The organism is Chryseobacterium sp. AC417 (assembly GCF_979258215.1).
Map to the genome: position 1 here is coordinate 1413913 of NZ_OZ409845.1, position 18861 is coordinate 1432773.

19 protein-coding genes are annotated in these 18861 nt (G+C 34.4%); 13 read left to right on the forward strand and 6 right to left on the reverse strand.

Features of this window, described 5'->3' with window-relative positions; all coding sequences use genetic code 11:
- Window positions 1-19: 19 nt before the first annotated feature.
- From ACZZ9T_RS06880 to murI, 5 genes are all read left to right on the forward strand, one after another.
- A complete protein-coding gene (locus ACZZ9T_RS06880; RefSeq protein WP_463441445.1) occupies window positions 20-1081 on the forward strand; it encodes a PASTA domain-containing protein in 1062 nt (353 codons plus the stop codon).
- A gap of 70 nt (window positions 1082-1151) precedes the next feature.
- Complete coding sequence (locus ACZZ9T_RS06885) at window positions 1152-2216, forward strand: RluA family pseudouridine synthase (RefSeq protein WP_463441446.1); 1065 nt, start codon at window positions 1152-1154, stop codon at window positions 2214-2216.
- 51 nt (window positions 2217-2267) lie between these two features.
- A complete protein-coding gene (locus ACZZ9T_RS06890) occupies window positions 2268-3218 on the forward strand; it encodes a PorP/SprF family type IX secretion system membrane protein (protein ID WP_463441447.1) in 951 nt (316 codons plus the stop codon).
- Window positions 3219-3269: 51 nt separating this feature from the next.
- Complete coding sequence (gene hemW, locus ACZZ9T_RS06895) at window positions 3270-4394, forward strand: radical SAM family heme chaperone HemW (RefSeq protein ID WP_463441448.1); 1125 nt, start codon at window positions 3270-3272, stop codon at window positions 4392-4394.
- 66 nt (window positions 4395-4460) lie between these two features.
- Window positions 4461-5291, forward strand: a complete 831-nt coding sequence (gene murI / locus ACZZ9T_RS06900) for a glutamate racemase (RefSeq protein WP_463441449.1) — start codon at window positions 4461-4463, stop codon at window positions 5289-5291.
- Between the two features lie 57 nt (window positions 5292-5348).
- Here the strand turns inward: murI and ACZZ9T_RS06905 are convergent, their stop codons facing one another.
- The 4 genes from ACZZ9T_RS06905 to ACZZ9T_RS06920 are packed head-to-tail and all read right to left on the reverse strand — an operon-like array spanning window position 5349 to window position 7826.
- Window positions 5349-5945 (reverse strand): RsmD family RNA methyltransferase, encoded by a 597-nt coding sequence (locus ACZZ9T_RS06905; RefSeq protein ID WP_463441450.1) that lies wholly within the window; start codon window positions 5943-5945, stop codon window positions 5349-5351.
- 58 nt (window positions 5946-6003) lie between these two features.
- Window positions 6004-6720: a DUF3822 family protein gene (locus ACZZ9T_RS06910; protein WP_463441451.1), complete on the reverse strand. Its 717-nt coding sequence runs from the start codon at window positions 6718-6720 to the stop codon at window positions 6004-6006.
- 16 nt (window positions 6721-6736) lie between these two features.
- Window positions 6737-7306 carry a Smr/MutS family protein gene (locus tag ACZZ9T_RS06915; protein ID WP_463441452.1) on the reverse strand — a complete coding sequence of 190 codons (570 nt, stop codon included), beginning with the start codon at window positions 7304-7306 and terminating at the stop codon, window positions 6737-6739.
- Between the two features lie 22 nt (window positions 7307-7328).
- Window positions 7329-7826: a metallophosphoesterase family protein gene (locus ACZZ9T_RS06920; protein WP_463441453.1), complete on the reverse strand. Its 498-nt coding sequence runs from the start codon at window positions 7824-7826 to the stop codon at window positions 7329-7331.
- Window positions 7827-7908: 82 nt separating this feature from the next.
- Here ACZZ9T_RS06920 and ACZZ9T_RS06925 point away from each other — a divergent pair, with 82 nt between their 5' ends.
- Entirely contained in the window at window positions 7909-9450 is a 1542-nt protein-coding gene (locus tag ACZZ9T_RS06925) for a serine hydrolase (RefSeq protein WP_463441454.1), read from the forward strand.
- A gap of 93 nt (window positions 9451-9543) precedes the next feature.
- A complete protein-coding gene (locus ACZZ9T_RS06930; protein ID WP_463441455.1) occupies window positions 9544-9990 on the forward strand; it encodes a hypothetical protein in 447 nt (148 codons plus the stop codon).
- A 61-nt stretch (window positions 9991-10051) separates the two neighbouring features.
- On the opposite strand, the gene ACZZ9T_RS06935 is transcribed toward ACZZ9T_RS06930, so the two are convergent.
- On the reverse strand, window positions 10052-10534 hold the full coding sequence (locus ACZZ9T_RS06935; RefSeq protein ID WP_463430709.1) for a SixA phosphatase family protein: 483 nt from the start codon (window positions 10532-10534) through the stop codon (window positions 10052-10054).
- 114 nt (window positions 10535-10648) lie between these two features.
- Between ACZZ9T_RS06935 and ruvX the strand changes: the two genes are divergently transcribed.
- The 6 genes from ruvX (at window position 10649) to ACZZ9T_RS06965 (ending at window position 15043) form a co-directional block, all read left to right on the forward strand.
- The gene (gene ruvX, locus ACZZ9T_RS06940) at window positions 10649-11065 is read left to right on the forward strand and encodes a Holliday junction resolvase RuvX (protein WP_463430711.1); all 417 of its coding nucleotides are present in this window, start codon (window positions 10649-10651) and stop codon (window positions 11063-11065) included.
- Window positions 11062-11634 carry a peptide deformylase gene (gene def, locus ACZZ9T_RS06945; protein WP_463441456.1) on the forward strand — a complete coding sequence of 191 codons (573 nt, stop codon included), beginning with the start codon at window positions 11062-11064 and terminating at the stop codon, window positions 11632-11634. Before ruvX ends, def begins: the two co-directional genes overlap by 4 nt.
- Window positions 11635-11710: 76 nt before the next feature.
- Window positions 11711-12274: a DUF5606 family protein gene (locus ACZZ9T_RS06950; protein WP_463430715.1), complete on the forward strand. Its 564-nt coding sequence runs from the start codon at window positions 11711-11713 to the stop codon at window positions 12272-12274.
- Window positions 12275-12614: 340 nt separating this feature from the next.
- Window positions 12615-13343, forward strand: a complete 729-nt coding sequence (gene mazG / locus ACZZ9T_RS06955) for a nucleoside triphosphate pyrophosphohydrolase (RefSeq protein ID WP_463441457.1) — start codon at window positions 12615-12617, stop codon at window positions 13341-13343.
- Complete coding sequence (locus tag ACZZ9T_RS06960) at window positions 13340-14215, forward strand: hypothetical protein (RefSeq protein WP_463441458.1); 876 nt, start codon at window positions 13340-13342, stop codon at window positions 14213-14215. The genes mazG and ACZZ9T_RS06960 overlap by 4 nt, the downstream gene beginning before the upstream one ends.
- A 48-nt stretch (window positions 14216-14263) precedes the next feature.
- Entirely contained in the window at window positions 14264-15043 is a 780-nt protein-coding gene (locus ACZZ9T_RS06965; RefSeq protein ID WP_463441459.1) for a hypothetical protein, read from the forward strand.
- 81 nt (window positions 15044-15124) lie between these two features.
- Here ACZZ9T_RS06965 and ACZZ9T_RS06970 read toward each other — a convergent pair whose 3' ends face one another.
- Window positions 15125-18835, reverse strand: a complete 3711-nt coding sequence (locus ACZZ9T_RS06970; RefSeq protein WP_463441460.1) for a metallophosphoesterase — start codon at window positions 18833-18835, stop codon at window positions 15125-15127.
- Window positions 18836-18861 lie beyond the last annotated feature (26 nt).

Genomic DNA, 18861 nt, shown 5'->3' on the forward strand with positions numbered 1-18861 from the left:
AATTCAAGTATTTTTAAGTATGCTTAAATCACTTTTCAATTGGAAAGTTTTAGTTAATTTGGCAGTGGCAATCGCACTTTTTGTGGGATTAGTATGGCTTACATTTCGCTGGCTGGAATATCATACCAATCATGGTCAGGAAATTCCTGTTCCTAACGTTGTGAATAAGTCTGTACATGATGCTGTCAAAATATTAGAAGACACAGGGCTCGACTACGAAGTAGACAGTGCTACATATAATCCAAAATACAGACCTTTTCAGGTTCTGCAGGTCTATCCTTCTCCGGGATCTCGTGTGAAAGACGGCCGAGCGATTACCTTAAAAGTAAATCCGAGAAGCTGGGCTCCTGTTGCAGTTCCGGATGTTCTTAATAAATATTCCGGATTGGCATTTCAAAGATTGGATCAGGTGGGTCTGAAAGTTGGCGATACCATCTTTGAACCGAGTATTCAGAAGGATGCTGTTTTAAGAGTTTTATTTAAAGGAACTATTATAAAACCGGGAACTAAAATACCAAGATTTTCTATCATTGATGTCGTAGTAGGTTCAGGGCCTATGAGAAATATTACGATTCCTAATTTGGTTGGATTAACGGTGAAGGATGCAAAAGCTTACATCGCAAGAAATCTTTTTGAGGTAGGAATTGTAGAGCATGAAGATGGAGGAAATGATGATTCAGATATTGTTTATTATCAAGATCCTGCTTCGGGAGATGTACGAGATCAGGGAATGCAGATCGATCTTTGGGCAAGTAAAAAAACTCCGGCAGAACTCCGTGACAGAATAGAACAGCTGAATTCTACATACAGAATGAAAATTGATACAACGCTGCCTCCGATAAGATATGAAGAAGTTCCTAATTTTGAAGATGCACCAGCGAATGATATTCCACCGCTACCAGTTACTCCAAGAAAGGAAACTCCAAAGCCCAGTGTAACATCAACCATAAAACCGACAACAGTTACCAAAACAACGGATACAAAGCCTAAAACGACTTCAGCTGCGAATGCTGATAAATCTACGCAGACGGCAACGCCTACAGCAGATAAGCCAAAAGCTAAGAAGATGATCATTAATTAAGTGATTACTTTATCATAAGATTCAGGCTTCAACTTTAAAATGTTGGAGCCTTTTACGTAAAAAATGAAGGATGACAGAAGATAACGAAGATTTTTTAGACGAAGAATTACTAGATCCCAACAATGTAGATATTGATGAGGAAAATAAAGGTCTCTATGAGCATGTAAACATCACCGTAGATGGTAAGCAGGAGCCTTTAAGAATCGATAAGTTTCTTTTGAATTTTCGTCAGAATTCTTCAAGAAATAAAATTTCGCAAACCTGCAGAGCCGGAAATGTTGTTGTCAACGGAATTCCTGTAAAACAAAATTACCGAGTGAAGCCGGGAGATCAGATTTCTCTACTCCTTGCTCATCCTCCTAGACTCAATGTAATTATTCCGCAGGATATTCCCATCAATATTGTGTATGAAGACGATGACTTGGTGGTGGTTGACAAAGATCCTGGAATGGTTGTGCATCCGGGATTCGGAAACTGGGATGGTACTTTAGTGAATGCTTTGGCTTTTCATTTTAATAAAAAAGGTGAAAAATCAGATTTGGATAGAGTAGGGCTTGTTCACAGAATTGATAAAGACACATCGGGTCTTTTAGTAATTGCCAAAAATGAGTATGCTTTAAGCTTTCTTGCAAAACAGTTTTTTGAAAGAAAAACAAAAAGATTGTACTGGGCATTTGTCTGGGGAAATGTAAAAGAAGATGAAGGCACCATAACGGGGCATATAGGAAGGCATCCTAAGAATAGAATGCAGATGTATACGTATGTAGACGGAAGCGCTGGTAAGCATGCCGTAACGCATTATAAAGTTTTAGAAAGATTTAAATACATGACTTGGGTAGAATGTAAACTGGAAACCGGAAGAACTCATCAGATTCGTGCACATTTTAAACATATCGGTCATACTCTTTTTAATGATGAAAGATATGAGGGGAATATCGCCCTTCGTGGAGTTAATCTCCCTAAGTATAAGCAGTTTGTGAAAAATGTTTTTGATATTCTGCCAAGACATGCACTTCATGCCCACACTTTGGGTTTTATACATCCCACGACCAAACAGGAATTGTATTTTGAGAGCCCAATGCCCCAAGATATGACGGATGCCGTAAAAAAATGGAGAAATTATTTAGAAAACTAAAAATATATTGAGAATTTTTTTATATTTGTTGAATTGAAATCAAGATTTGTTATGAGAAAACTATATGCTATCGTATGTTTAGCTCTTTTGTCTAATGCGTACAAAGCACAAGAATCATTACCATACTATCAGCAATATCTTTTGGATGGTGAGTTCCTGTTCAACCCTGCACAATATGGTAAAACGGACTATGTACAGCTTAATCTAAACTATCAACAACAATTTTCAAAATTTAGCGAGTCGCCAAACGTTCAGTCGGTGGGGATCAACGCGAATATTTTTGATCGAGTGGGAGCGGGTATTTCCGTTTTCAGAGATAGTAACGGTCCTATATCTGCAGGAGGTATTACAGCGGGAGCTTCTTATTTTATCCCTTTAAGTAGTGAAGGTGATAGAAAAGATCAGTTTTCTTTTGGTACAAGTGTTAATTTTTATAATATGAATTTCGATTATTCTAAAATTAATACTGAAGACGGTTATGATCCTTTATTACAAGGAAATGAAAGTAATATCTTTATGGCGTATGCAAACTTCGGTTTGGCAGCAACTTACAAAGGTTTATTCGGAGGTATTTCTGTAAACGATATTGCTCTTAGCAATGACGAATCTATTGTAAATAACTACGAACCATCGCCTATCAAATTCTTCTTAAACTTAGGATACGACTGGAAAATCGCAGATAACATTGCTATTACTCCTTCAGCTTTAATCAATTTGAATACCAATTCTACAAGAATGATGGATTTAAACTTGATGGCAACATTCTCAAACGACATCAACGCATTCTCTTTCGGGGTAAGCTACAGAGGTGTACAAAACAGATTTGATAACCAACAATTGAGTATTTCACCAGTTGTAAAAGTAAGATTCAACAAATTTATGGTGGGTGCTACTTACAACCTGGGAATGTCTGACATTCAGGAGTACGGTGGAAACAGCTTTATGCTGGGTCTGGGTTACAACTTTGATAACTTTATTAATAATAGAGGATTTAGATATTAATCTGATTTAATTTAAATAAATTTGGGCTCTGATTTTTTCAGAGCTTTTTTTATGATGTACATTCATATTCCTTTCTGCAAACAGAAATGCAGCTATTGCAATTTTCACTTTTCAACTTCTTTAAATTTTAAAGATGAAATGATTGCTGCGATGAAAAAAGAGATTTTTCTCCGTAAAGATGAACTCGAAAACAAAAATTTACAGTCACTTTACTTTGGCGGCGGCACACCATCTATCCTTTCCGGCGACGAAATCAAGTCTTTAATTGATGAGGTCTTGAAATATTTTAGTTTTAATACTGATATTGAAATTACTTTAGAGGCAAATCCGGATGATTTAGACAAAAATTTTTTAAAACAATTATCAAATTCTCCTGTAAATAGACTCTCTATTGGAACACAAAGTTTCTTTGAGCAAGATTTAAGACTCATGAACAGAGCTCATAATGCTTCCGAAGCAGAAGGTTCTATCAAAAGAGCACAAGATTTTGGCTTCGAAAATTTAAGTATTGATTTAATTTATGGCTCACCAACTTCAAGCTTAGAAATCTGGAAACAGAATTTAAACAAAACGATAGCTCTTGATATTCCTCATATTTCTTCTTATGCATTGACTGTCGAGCCAAAAACTGCTCTTGAAAGTTGGATTGCCAACGGAAAAGTTTCAAAACCGAAGGAAGAAGAACAGAACAGAGAGTTTTATTATATGATCGATTTTCTGAAAGATCATGGTTTTGAGCATTATGAAATTTCTAATTTTGCAAAAAAAGGCTTTCATTCTAAACACAATTCAGCTTATTGGAGGTATAAAGAATACTTAGGAATCGGTCCGTCTGCACATTCTTACAACGGATTCGATGTCAGAAGCTGGAATGTTGCCAATAATCAGCAGTATATTAAAAAATTAAACTCGAATCTTTTGGCTAAAGAAACAGAAATTCTTTCACAGAAAGATCAGTTTAATGAAATGATTATGATTGGCCTGAGAACAATTTGGGGCGTTGATCTCGAAAGTTTAAAGAATAAATTTAAAAATGATATTTTAGATCAGTTTCAAAAAGAAATTCAGCAGAAAATCGCTGATGGAGTTTTGATTAAAGAAAACAATCACCTCAAAATTTCTGAAAAACATTGGTTTATGGCAGATGGAATTGCTTCAGATTTATTTCAGGTTTAAAAAATGTAGAATCTAAAATCTAAAATCTAAAATCTTTAAGTATTTTTGCACTAAATTTCACTCCGTTTGAAAACTAAAAAACAGGACTATTCACACCTTTCCCCTAAACAGCCTATTGGTATCTTTGATAGTGGTGTAGGAGGTTTAACGGTGGCTAAAGAAATCAAAAGACTTCTTCCTCATGAAGATCTTATTTATTTTGGAGATACCAAACATCTGCCGTATGGTGAAAAATCCAAAGAAGCAATTATAGAATATTCTACCAAGATCACCAATTTTTTATTGGAGCAGAACTGTAAAGCGATTGTAATTGCCTGCAATACGGCAACAGCAAATGCTTTAAATGACGTGATGCAGTCTGTTGCCGGAAAAGTTCCTGTCGTTGACGTAATCAATCCCGTTGCTGAAAAAGTGGCGTATGAAATCCATAATAATGTAGGGGTAATTGCTACCAAAGCTACGGTGAATTCTGGTTTGTACAAGAAAAGCATCAGAAAGCATAATAAATTTATCAAAGTTGATGAGTTAGCAACTCCGTTATTAGTTCCTGCAATCGAGGAAGGTTTTAAAAATCATCCTATTACGCATTCTATCATTTATAATTATCTGAGCAATGCCAAATTAAAAAATATAGAAACCTTGATTTTGGGCTGTACGCATTATCCGTTGCTGATCGATGAGATTAAGCAATATTACGGAAACCGCGTTCGTGTGATAGATTCGCCCAATATTGTGGCAAATCATCTGAATATTATTTTAGATAAGTATCATCTGCTTAATACGAGTAATCCGAAACCCGCTTATAAGTTTTACCTTTCGGATATTACCAAAAACTTTGAAAAAATTTCAAAAAAGTTCTTTGGAAAAAGTATTGATTTGGAATTGAAGGTGTTGTAGAAAAAATTAACCCTTTCTATATTTACTGAATATATTTTAAACAAAAAAAATCAGGAATTAAAGTTCCTGATTGTCTGTTATTTCTAAATCTGTTTCTTCCTCCTGATTAGGTTCAAAAAAGCTGAAACTTATATTTCCGTATTTTCTGGTATCCATCAGATTGGGATGATCAAACTTCATTCTGCTTTGGTGCTCTACGATGAAAACTCCATTCGGTTTTAGATATTTATTATTCAAAACCAAAGAAATCAGTTCCATGTATTTTTTCTCCTCTGTCTCAAATGGTGCATCAGAGAAAACGATTTCGTAAGATTTTTTATTTCTGAATTTTTTCAGCCAGTCAAAAACATCGCCACGCTGCACACTTACATTGAGGCTAAATCCCAATTCTGAAGCAGTTGAATTTAAAAATGATGTATGTTTCGGATTTAGTTCCACAGAAGTTAAATCTTTGCAGCCCCTTGAAGCAAATTCAAAAGTGATAGAGCCGATTCCTGCAAAAAGATCAAGCACAGAACTCGCCTGCATGTCATATTTATTTTCGATGATGCTGAACAAAGCTTCTTTAGCAAAATCTGTGGTCGGTCTTACATCAAAGTTTTTCGGAGCTGCTATTTTTTTGGCTTTCCACTTGCCGGCAATGATTCTGTACATAGTTGAGTTGTTAAATGATTAGGTTTTGAAAAAGGAATTAAGTCCTGAAATCTGCAACCTAATTGAGAATGAAATTCTTATTCGGTATATTGTCAAAAACAATTCTCAGATTCTTCACAAACTTCTGAAGTTCTGAAATAAAAGTTTCGTTTTCTGTCGTTTCACCGTATACAAAAAAGTTGGTATCATTAATCCCGAAACCGATTTTGCTTAAAGTAAACATCACGAAATAAAGAAAATCTACTTCTGAGTTGACATCAAGATTATTGTATAAAATTACTTTTTTGTTGGCAATCGCAAAAAACTCACATTGATTATGATAAAGATTGATGTGAATTTCTTTATTGGTTTTATTGTGAATCGAGTTTAAAAACTTTTCACCTGAAAAATTAAACCTCACAGGAATCGAAAGATCTTTGATCTTCTTGTAAAAATCCTTCGGAAAAGTATAGTAAAACTGAACCTGAAATTTCTTATTCACCGAAAGCATTAATTCTTCGTTTTCCTTATCCACAGGAGCATTGAACGCAATCAGATCATATCCTGCATCGTGCTCTGCAAAACCTTCCGGCATCAAAGTGAAATGGTTGAGTGCAGAGATGACAGAGATTTCATCATATCTTTGCTTCAGCAAAACTTCTTCCAGTTTATCAGCAATAAAATTTGCAGAAGATTCTTCATTCACGAGATAAGACTTCTCTTCCAAAACATTTTTGTTCTTGGAAATCTGATAAATCAGCCCGTCTTTGGTAAAAAGTAAAGTAAGTAAATTCATATCAATTGCTGCAAATTTAGTGAAATTCTACCATTACCGCACCCGATTGATGATGAAGTATTTCTTTGTTGTAAAAATCCAGACCGGTTTGACTTTCAAGAACGTCCCAGACTAATTTCTGAAGCACGCCGTCGCCGATTCCGTGAATGATTTCTAATCTTTTTAAATGATTTTTTCGACAGAAATTAATTGTGTGAATCAATTTTTCTTTCTGCATAAACAATCTTTCGAAACTATCATATTCATTCGGGTTTTTAACCAGATTATGAAAGTGTAAGTCAAGAATCAATGGGGTTTTATCATGTTTTTTAGAAGTTACTTTTGTTGGCTCTGCTTTTTGAATCACTTTCATATTATCATAGATAGAAGCATTTTTAGGAACCAGTTTTTCTTTCGGATATTGATAAGTGAAACCATATTCGTCTTTGAAAACTATTATATTTCCATTTACAGAAGTGATCACTCCGCTCAAATCTTCATCTACCACCGAAACTTTATCGCCTATTATCATATATTTTAAATACTCATTGATACCAATTATATCACAAATTCCACAAACATTTTTAGTGTTATTAGTGAGAATCATGAGTGATCTTTTTATTTTAAAATTAAACTTTCGGTCCCAATTCAATTACTTCCAAATCTTTTATTTCTTCCCCATCAATCACGAACCGCATCATCGTTCTCGTTTTATGCCAACCTTGCTTTCCACAAGCTCCCGGATTTAAATGCAGCAGATTGTTCTTATTGTCATACATCGCTTTCAAAATGTGAGAATGCCCTGAAATAAATAATTTCGGTGCTTTCTCTGAAATTTCTTTGTTAGCCAAAGGGGTGTATTTCCCGGGATAACCACCGATGTGAATCATCAGAACTTCTACCTTATCACAGAAAAAACGGCTCACTTCAGTGAATTCAGAACGTATTTTTGCTCCGTCAATATTTCCGTAAACACCTTTTAGCGGTTTTATTTTTTCTAATTGTTCAATGATTTCAAAACTTCCAAAATCTCCGCAATGCCAAATTTCATCAGCTTGTTTTGCATAATCTAAAATTCTGTCATCAATATATGAATGGGAATCGGAGAGAAGGAGGATCTTGGTCATTGCTGAGTGAAAATATTTCTTTTAAAGTTCCAAATTTACTCAATAATCCCGAATTGATTAACTTTGAAAAAATTTAAAAATAATGAAGCATCAATTCTCTTTGCTCTTTCTTCTTTTATCTTTAATCTCATTCGGACAGGTTGAAGAAAAAAAGTTAGATGAACTTATTCAAAATACCTTAAAAACTTTCGACGTTCCCGGTATGTCTGTCGGAGTCATCAAAGACGGAAAAATTATATATTCTAAAGGTTTCGGAGTTCGTTCATTAGCGTCAAAGCAAGCAATGGATGATACGACTTTGGTAGGTATCGCTTCCAACTCAAAAGCATTTACTTGTGTTGCTCTGGCAATTTTAGCAGATGAAGGAAAACTAAACTGGGATGATAAAGTTTCAAAACACATTCCTGAATTTCAGATGAATGATGCTTATGTTTCTCAAAATGTAACCATCAAAGATTTGGTAACGCATAGAGCAGGATTAGGTTTGGGACAAGGCGATTTGATGTTTTTTCCTGAAGGCGGAAGTTTGACGGTGAATGATATTGTTCATAATGTAAGATATTTAAAACCCGAAAATCCCTTCAGAACAACTTTAGACTATAATAATGTAATGTTCATCGTTGCAGGAGAAGTTATTCATAGAGTTTCCGGTTTGACATGGGCAGAATTTATTGAGCAGAGAATTATGAAACCTGTCGGGATGACCTCAAGTTTTGGAAGTTACAACAGAGCAAAAGCTACTGCCAATAAAATAGATGCTCACGCTCCTGCAGACGGAAAAGTAATTGCCGTTCCTCACGATTGGAATGAAACAGCCAATGCTGCGGGCGGAATTATGAGCAACATCAAAGACATGACGACTTGGGCAGATTTTCTTCTGAACGGATTTACAACGAAAGACGGTAAAAAACTGGTCTCAGACAAACAGATTCAGCAGCTTTGGAATGTACAGATTGCAAGTCCGGTTGCGATGAAGAATCCTTACGATACAGGTTTTTACGGTTACGGATTAGGTTGGTTTTTGAGTGATGTGAAAGGTCATAAGCAAGTTCAGCATACAGGAGGTTTGATCGGAACGGTGACTCAGTTTACCTTGATTCCGGATATGAAATTAGGAATTGTAGTTCTAACCAATCAACAGTCTGGTGCAGCTTTCAACACGATTACGAATACTTTGAAAGATTCTTATTTAGGAGTTGCCGATAGAAACTGGCTGAAAACCTACGGCGACAGAATGTCAAAAGCTAACGCTGAATATGAAAAACAGAAAAAAGATGCATTTGCAAAGTCAGAAATCTTTAAAAAAGATAAAAATCTTCAGCCTAAAGCTGAACAGTTTGTTGGGAAATACAATGATGTCTGGTTTGGTGATGTAGAAATTACTCAGCAAGGAAACTCGTACAGAATTTCTTGTAAAAACTCTCCAAGGTTAAAAGGCGAGTTGTTGCCATATTCAAACAATTCTTTCATCATCAAATGGGATGACAGAAGCTACGATGCAGATGCTTACATTACTTTCAGCTATGACGAAAACGGAAAAGCAGAATCTGCAAAGATGAAAGCAATTTCAGATATTACAGATTTCAGTTTTGATTTTGATGATTTGGATCTAAAGAGAAAATAGATTTTTTGACCATGTAGATTCTATAAGATCATGTCAAATTTAATATGCTTAAAAAAATAAAATACTTCCTGATCTCTGTAATAATCTTAGTTTTTGTTACATGTTGTCACAAAAATAACTCCCTCTGGTTTTTGGACTGATTTTTACAAAAACTTTATTGTTTCAAAAAGTAGTGACCATGGTCCGTGGGGTGGAAAAACCACAGTTTCTTGGGAAAATGTAACTGCTAATACTTTTTCCGATTATGAAATGCTTCAATTTGCGAACAAAAATGATTGGAAATTTGTTGACAGCATTTCATTTTCAAATTATTTAAATGACGATAAATTATCTAAACTTAATGTGAATGATTACTCATTAGATATTCTTAAAAAAAATGTCTTACCGAAATTAAAATTGGATGATACAAAAATATTTATTTTTAAAACCAATTGGCTTAACGTTGAACCTGGTAATTCTAGAGAGACTTTTCAAAACGGCTATGTAATATTAAATTCTAACGGTACAGAAATGAAAATGTATCATTTTTGGGGTGAGTAACTATAATCCCCATCTGAAATTCTTTTAAATTTTGTCTCTCATGAGTAAATTTAAAAAAAAATTATAATTGAATCTTATTTGGTTCATAATAAAACAAAAACTTTTTGTTCGCACCGTCAAATTCTGACCAAGATTTACAATCAATTTCAAAACCTGCGACTCCGCAAGTTGAAAAATGAAAAATGTGATCGGTAATGTAATTGGCAAAATTTGAAATACCATTATTGTGGGAAAATAAGGCTACTGAATTTACCTGATCATCCAGATTATAAATAACGGAAGTGAAATTATTTTCAGAAGGATTGTATAGCTTATCGTTGGTCGTTACATCTAATCGATAAGTCTGGTTGAAAATTTTACACGTATTTAAAGCTCTCACAGCAGGACTGGAAACGAATTGATCGATCAAGATATTTTGATTTTTGAGAAACTTAGACATTTTGAGTGCGTCTTGTAAACCTTTGTCTGCCAACGGTCTGTCAAAATCTTCCATTTCTTCCGGCCAATCGCTTTTGGCATGTCTTACTAAGATGAGTTTCTTCATAGTGATGAGTTTGGAATATTAAAATTATAAAAAAAATAGTGGAATGTAACATCATTTTATAAAAAAAACTGCGTTATGAATAAAATCATTAAAATTTCTTAAATTTGCAGACTTATGGGACAAATCCTTGCGATAGACTACGGAAAAGCGCGTTGCGGCATTGCAGTGACTGATGATATGAGGATTATTGCAAGCGGACTACCAACTGTAGAGACTAGATTTTTGATGGAATTTTTGAAGAAATATTTCAAAGAAAACAAAGTTGATGAGATTGTAGTGGGTCTTCCGGTCGATTTGCGGGGAAATATTTCTGAAGTGGAAGCAGATATTCTGAAATTTATAGATATTTTTCAAAAAGAATTTCCAGATATTCAGGTTCATCGTTTGGATGAGAGATTTACGTCAAAAATGGCTTCGTTTTTTATCTCCCAAAGCGGGAAAAGTAAAAAACAGAGACAGGAGAAAGGATTAATAGATAAAGTGAGTGCAACCATCATATTGCAGAATTTTTTAGAACAAAGAACAAGATGATTTTACCAATTAGAGCCTTTGGAGATCCTGTTTTGAGAAAAGTAGGAAAAGAGATAGATCAAGATTATCCTGGTTTGCAGGATCTCATAGACAATATGTTTGAGACCATGTACAGTGCCAATGGCATTGGTCTGGCTGCACCACAGATTGGTTTAGATATTCGTTTGTTTATTGTAGATGTAAGTCCTTTGGCGGAAGATGAAGACTATGAAGATATAGCCGAAGAGCTGAAAGATTTCAAAAAAGTATTCATCAATGCTCAGATCCTTGAAGAATCGGGTGAAGAATGGAAGTTTAATGAAGGCTGCCTGTCGATTCCTGATGTGAGAGAAGATGTGAAAAGAAAAAGTACAATCGTTATAGAATATTATGACGAAAATTTTGTGAAGCATACAGAAACTTTTTCCGATATTAGAGCCCGCGTAATTCAGCATGAATACGATCATATTGAAGGTACGCTGTTTACCGATCATTTAAGTTCATTAAAGAAAAAACTGGTAAAAGGTAAATTGGTTAAAATATCTCAGGGTGATGTAGCGATCAACTACAAAATGAGGTTTCCAAAGTAATTAAAAAGAAAAATAATAAATAATAAAACGCAGTTTGCCTTAAACAAATTGCTGAAAAATTAAAAAAAATAAGATTATGCTGTTAGAAAAAATAATTTCGATTTCTGGTAAACCAGGTCTTTACAAATTAGTTTCGCAATTGAAAAACGGATTTATTATTGAAGACGTTACAACAAAAAAGAAAGTAAGCATCGGTAATTCGAGTCAGGTGAGCTTGTTAGATAATATCGCAATGTTTACATTCGACAAAGAAGTTCCATTGTTTGAAGTTTTTGAAAATATTGCAAAAAACTACGAGTACAAAGAAACCATTTCTCACAAATCTACTGAAGATGAGCTGAAAGAGTTTATGAGCGCTTCACTTCCAAATTATGATACAGAAAGAGTATATTTTTCTGATATTAAAAAATTGGCTCAGTGGTACAATATTCTTCACAAAGCAGGATATATTACTCCGGAAAGCTTCGTAAAAGCTGAGCCTGAAACTGTAGAAGGTGAAAGTGCTGAAGGTGATATCACTGCAGATAAAGCAGCTCCGAAAAAAGCAGCTCCAAAAGCAGATAAGCCTGCAACTCCGAAAGTGAAAGCTAGTACAGGAGCAAAAGCAGCTACTAAAAGTACACACAGAAAAATGGGATAATTAATTTATCTTAAATGTAAACAAAACCTTATCAGCAATGATGAGGTTTTTTATTTTAAGGCAAATAAAAATGACTGCGAAAAATGGAACGTTAAGAAAATTAGAAGTTAATCCGTCAACAATTCCGCTGTTTGAAGTACGACACTAATTTTGAACTTGCGCAAGTTTTGGGAATTTAGGATTTACTTTAATTTTTAGCGGAAGTTCCCAAGTCTTGAACTTTTGTTTCAAAACTGAAGAACTAATAAAGATTTACTTAGATTTGTACTACTTTTTAATTCTCAATTTATGAATACCAGGACAGGAAAAACTCGAAGCTTTCGGCAGACTTTTGGATATTATGGATGACCTTCGTGAAAAATGTCCGTGGGATCAGAAACAGACGCTCCAGACACTTCGTCATCTGACGTTGGAAGAAACATATGAACTTTCTGATGCCATTTTGCAGGAAGATTTAACCGAAATTAAAAAAGAATTGGGGGATGTGCTTTTGCATCTGGTTTTTTATGCTAAAATAGGTTCAGAAAAAGAAAGTTTTGATATTGCAGATGTCATCAATTCATTAAATGAAAAACTGATCTTCCGTCATCCTCATATTTATGGTGATGTAGAAGTAAAAGATGAAGAAGAAGTAAAACAGAATTGGGAAAAATTGAAACTGAAAGAAGGTAATAAATCGATTTTGGGCGGAGTTCCGAAAGGTTTGCCAAGTATGGTAAAAGCGTATAGAATTCAGGATAAAGTGAAAGGAATTGGCTTTGAATTTCACGATGCCGAAGATGCCTGGAAAAAAGTAGATGAAGAAATTCAGGAATTTCATGATGAAACAGATGTTGATAAAAAAGAACTTGAATTGGGTGACGTGTTTTTCTCATTAATCAATTACGCCAGAATTTCAGGCTTAAATCCGGATTCTGCTTTAGAAAAAACAAATCTGAAATTCATCTCAAGATTCCAGAAAATGGAAAATTTAGCTCTGGAAAGAAATCTCAAATTAGAAAATATGACATTGGAAGAGATGGATGAGCTTTGGGATGAAGTAAAACTTTTAAATAAAAATAATATATGAAAATGAATATCCTTTCCTCAATCTGTTCGCTTCTTTTCATAGGTTGCAATCCAAAAACTGAAAATATACAGGCTAAGGAAGATACCTTAAAAACAGCGTTTTCTCTGCCCAAAAAACTGAAAGAAGTTTCCGGAATTGCTCTTTCTCAGGATCAGAAAACCATTTGGGCAATCGAAGATGCAGGGAATAAAAATGTAGTTTACGGACTCAACCGACAAGGCGAATTAGTTACAGATGTCTTAATAGAAAATGCTGAAAACAACGATTGGGAAGATATTACAAAAGATGCAGACGGAAATATTTACGTAGGAGATTTCGGGAATAACGATAATGACAGGCAGAATCTTTCGATATTAAAATTAGATTTAAAAAGCGATTCTCAGAAATCTGCAAGTGTCATTCAGACGACAAAATTTCATTATGAAGGACAGACAGAATTTCCACCAAAAAAATCAAATCTGTTGTATGATTGTGAAGCTTTTGTAGAAAAAGGCGGCAATTTTTATCTGTTCACCAAAAACAGAAGCAAAGGTTTTGACGGAACGTTTTTGGTTTTTCAAATTCCTAATCAGGCTGGAGATTTTGAAGCAAAATTAGTAGGAAAATTAAAGTTGGAAGGCAGCTATGATGATGCGGCGATTACTTCGGCTTCTATCAATTCTAAAAATCAGATTGTTTTATTGACGCACAAAAATGTTCATGTGCTTTCGGGATTTACTGCAAATGATTTTAATTCTTCACAGATTCAGAAAATATTTTTAAATCACAATTCGCAAAAAGAAGCTGTGGTTTTTGTTGATGATAAAACGTTATTGATTGCCGATGAAAAGGATAAAAGTGAAGGCGGAAATGTGTATGAGTTTACATTATAAACTTTTTTAATTTATTTAAAATTATCTTTGCACATAATTGACAATCTTATGCAAAAATATTTTTATCTGTTACTTGTTTTTTGTCTAATTTCTTGCGGTGGAAATGATGACGTGTTCGAAAATCAATCTAATACTTCTGTAGAACTGGAACCGAAAAGGATTCTTAGTTTTTACGCTGAATTGCCTACAGTGGGAATGTTAAATCCTTCTTATTATCATGAGTTAACTTATGAAAACGGAATGTTGAAGAAAATGACTGGCAAATTGGTGAAGCAACTTAATGGACAGCAAATGTTTTTCACCAATGTGTATTCTTTATTGTATTATTCAGCGAATATGGTGACTATTGAACATGTAGAAAGCAATGGTTATGTGACAAAAGTTATTCATACTTTGGAAAATAATAGATTAAAAAAATCCGAAACGTACAGCCAGTTTAATGAACTCATCATGGTTAAGAATTTTTCTTATGAGACAGATAAAATTCTTGTTCATTCTAAAATATATTCATGGGATACTTATGAAACATATTTTTTTAATGCCAGCAATAATCTTACTAAAAGTGAAAAATTAGAAAAGTCAAGTAATATAAGTACAAAACTAACTACAACTTATTATTCTAATTATGATACTGCAAAAAATCCATACAAAAAATTGTATCTCATGAATGATAATTTCTTCATAAAAAGTCTTTCAGCAAATAATTATAGAAAAATTACATATACCATTCAGTACCTGGAAAATCCGCCATCAACTCCCGGTTCAGGCAATAGTGAATGGACTTATCAGTACGATTCTAACGGACAGGTGCTTATGTATCATGAATAAAAAAGAGGGAAATCAATTCGAAGATTTTCCTTTTTTTCATATTAATTTTTTGGCAACTTTTGAAATGTGTTGTGAAAAATCTTAAAAACTCAATCCCACACCACCGGAAATTCTGCCGCCATCTTCGCCGGTAAAATAATCTACTCTCGCAGAGAACATTTCTAAGATGTTCATCCAGAATCCTCCACCAACACCTTGATGCCATTTGTCAGATTGTTCACCATCCATCCAAACTCTTCCTAAATCGTAACCGACTAAAATTCCCATATTAGCAGGTACAATTCTATTTTTTACACGTCCAAAATCCCAACGAATCTCTGAGTTGTTCACAACATACGATTTTCCTGCAAATCTTTCATTTCTGTAAGCGCGCATTCCGTTTTTTCCTCCGATGGCTGCAGCTTGGTAGAACTCAAAATTATTATTGTTGATCATCATTACATTGCTTGAGTTGGCAAATACAAATTTTCCTCGCTTGTCAATTCTGTGAAAAAGATTTAAGGTTCCTTTGAAGCTTGCGAAATTTTGGTTGAATTCTGAAATGTTTGCTTTCCAACCTGCATTTAATTCTAACTCTAAACCTAAAGTAGGGAAGGCTTTATTATCTAAATTTTTAAAACTTAAGGTGTAATTGGCTCCTGCAAACTGCTGTCCGTTAAAAACTTCCGGATTTACATCGGGAGAAACAGCAATGAAACGGTCGTCATTATACTGTACTTTCGAATGCTCAAAATTCAGTTGGAACTGATGTTTGAAATTCAGCCAGCTTGTTTTTGAAATGGATGGCGCCAGTTTAAACTGAGAAATTCGCACTCTGTTGTAATCTCTTTCGTCTTCATCCACATTATTTACACTTTCGTTTCCTAAACCAAAAAATGTTCTTGAAAAAAACGGAGTCGTGAAAGTCGCATCAATTTCGGCATCCCATCCCGCAATGGCTTTTTTGAAAATTCCTTTGTAGCCTACATTAAATCCACCTGTTGAGGTGTAATAATTGGCGCTGAACATGTGCTTTTGGGTAAATGGATCTCTTATAAAATTATTAACGGTATAATTCGCTACAAAACCTAAAATCACTCCATCATCAGGATTAAAATTGGCATTGGGATACCCTGCAAAGAAATTGTATTTCGGGTGTTTCCAATTGTAGGTGTTGACATTGTAATCATTGGTAATATGCTTGCTTGCCGATCTTTCATTGTAGGTGTTTTTTTGAGATTTAAAATCATAAATCTTCACCTTTTTACCGTTTTCTACATTATAGATATCATGATTGTAACCTCCGATCAGACGGATATTTATTTTTGATTTCCCTTCTCCTGAAACTTCATAGATGTCATCGTCTTCCAAACCATAGATCCAAAGTTCTTTGGTTTTGGTTTCGTCATATTTTTTTACAAAAACCAGTTCTTCACCGTTTTTCTTGAATTGATATTGCTTTACTTCTACATAATTATCAACTTTAGTAATAACAAATTTATCTTTATTAATCGTTCCTGCCAATGGAACTTTTTCCTGTAAAACATCAAAATATCGGGTTGCAAAATCTTTTAGTTTTGTTTTTCTTGTTTTTAATTTCTGCTGAATATCTGTAATGGTATTATCCTGAACTTCTTTGGGTAAATTATCAAAAGCACGGTCAATATCTGCATCTGTTAAATTTTGCTGAATATAATTTGCCTGATTAATCCAATCTTCCTGATTGGCATTTTTTAGTATAATTACGTCTAGCGGATACGGTTCCATATTCATCCAACGCACACTTTTAATATCATCGTTGAATGATTTCATATGACGGATTGCCGGAATGTTCATCAGAACTTTAAAAGCTGTTCCGTCGTACCTGCTGAATGCCTGATCGTGATCTCTCGGGATCGGTTTGTAGATGATTTTTTCTCCGTCCTGATATTCTGCCCATTTCCATTGATCTTCGTGTCTGTCCCAATCTCCAATGAGCATATCAAAAATTCTAGCCCGAAGATATGACTCCTGATCTACAGAATATTGATGGTCTTTTCTGAGGTTTTTCAAAACATCATCAGTTGATAAAATATCTTTTGCATTGTCAAGTGATGCCAAAGTTTTAGGATCTGATGAAAAACGCTCTTCAATCATGTACAATTCATCGCCATAATTTTTATTAAATTCACCTAATCCTTTTTGTTTGGGAATAAAATACAATTGGGGATTGCTGTGGAAAAGCCCTATTTTATCAGCCATATTATTAACTGAAAATCCAGTGAACGGATGGCTTGTCGTGTAAAAATCCATTAAAAACCTATCCGGAAAGGTGTTTTCCAGTTCATTTCCGAAAGTATTTTTCTTGAATGCCATATTGTTAAGAAATCGTGTGGCACTTTTCTTCAGACTTCGCATTACAAATTCCTGCCCGTCATTCGCTTTGATCCGCAAGCTGTTCGATTGATTTCCGCCGCCTTCTCTGAAAGGGGTGAATCCACCATTTAAAATAGAAATATTTGCAGTTTTAGCTTCTACAGGAATTGCATAGTATTCTCTGTAATGATTTCCCCAAAGCCATGAATAAAACTTACCCGCTTTTGCCTGTCTTTCGGTATAAACTGTAGCTTTTACTGTTGACGGAAAAGTTTCAGAAAAGTTATTTTCAAACTTTTTTGGTTTTTCAATCACCGAAATTTGCGTAAGCTTTTCAAGTTTATTGTTCCTGGTAGAGAAAAATTCTACATCTGAACTTAAATCTTTTCTTAGATTTAAAATCCCGAAACCGCTTCCGCCATAAGAGAAGTCTGTTTTTTCAAAAATGGTTGAAGGTTCAGTTTTTGATGCAGCACCGCTTACAATTTGTCTGATATTTCTGTTGGCGTGATATTGCAGATTATGATCGTGACCGGAAACAAGAATTACATTTTCTTTATCCTGAATAATGCTTTTTATTCTGCCGGCAAATTCTGTGTAATGGTTGTTGCTAAGATCTTCCATGCTTACTCCGGATGTAGTTCGCAAGATATTGACTAAGCTTGCAATCCCCGGAAGTGGAATTTTACCTCCAAAAAGAAAAAGATGCGATCTTGCAGAGGTAAAACCTGCATGCGTTCCGGAGCTAATCACAGGATGGTGCAACGCTACAATAATTCTTTTGTCTTGATTTTTCAGGATTAAATCTTTAAACTCTGCATAAAAATCTTCTTTGGTTTTGATGTTACAGCCTTTGTTGATTCCCGGATGTTTATCCCAATTGATTAAAGCCCATTCAGAATCTATAACAATAAGTTTAATATCTTTGGTAAGATTAATATCATCAATCGGACAGGAGTTTTTGGGCAGAAATGCTTTTTTATCATTCAGATAAGATTTTACAAATTCTTCCTGTGCCTTCAATCCTTCCAAACCGTGATACCAGTCATGATTTCCGGGAATAATCAATGTTTTTCCTTTGAAGTTTTTGGTGATTGCCAACTGATTTTCCAGCTTTTCTTTGGCTAAAGGATAATCTTTGTCACTTTCTCCGGGCATACCAAGAGGATAAATGTTGTCTCCCAAAAACACAAGCAAGGAGTTTTTATCTGCGGAATCCAGTTTATTTTTAATGAAATTTAAAGTCTGCTGTGCTTGAGGTTCATCTGCGTTTCCGGCATCACCAACCAGAAATATTTTAAAATCATTTTCATTTTTTATATCAGAATTTTGTGTTTCATGTAAGTTTTTTCCTTTTTGTACGTTATAGGTTGCACACGAAAATAGAAATCCCGAAAGCAATAAAGTTCTTGCCGTTACGGAGCATATTTTTAGAAAACATTTTGAGGATAAATTCATACATTTACATTAAGAAAAATTCAGCA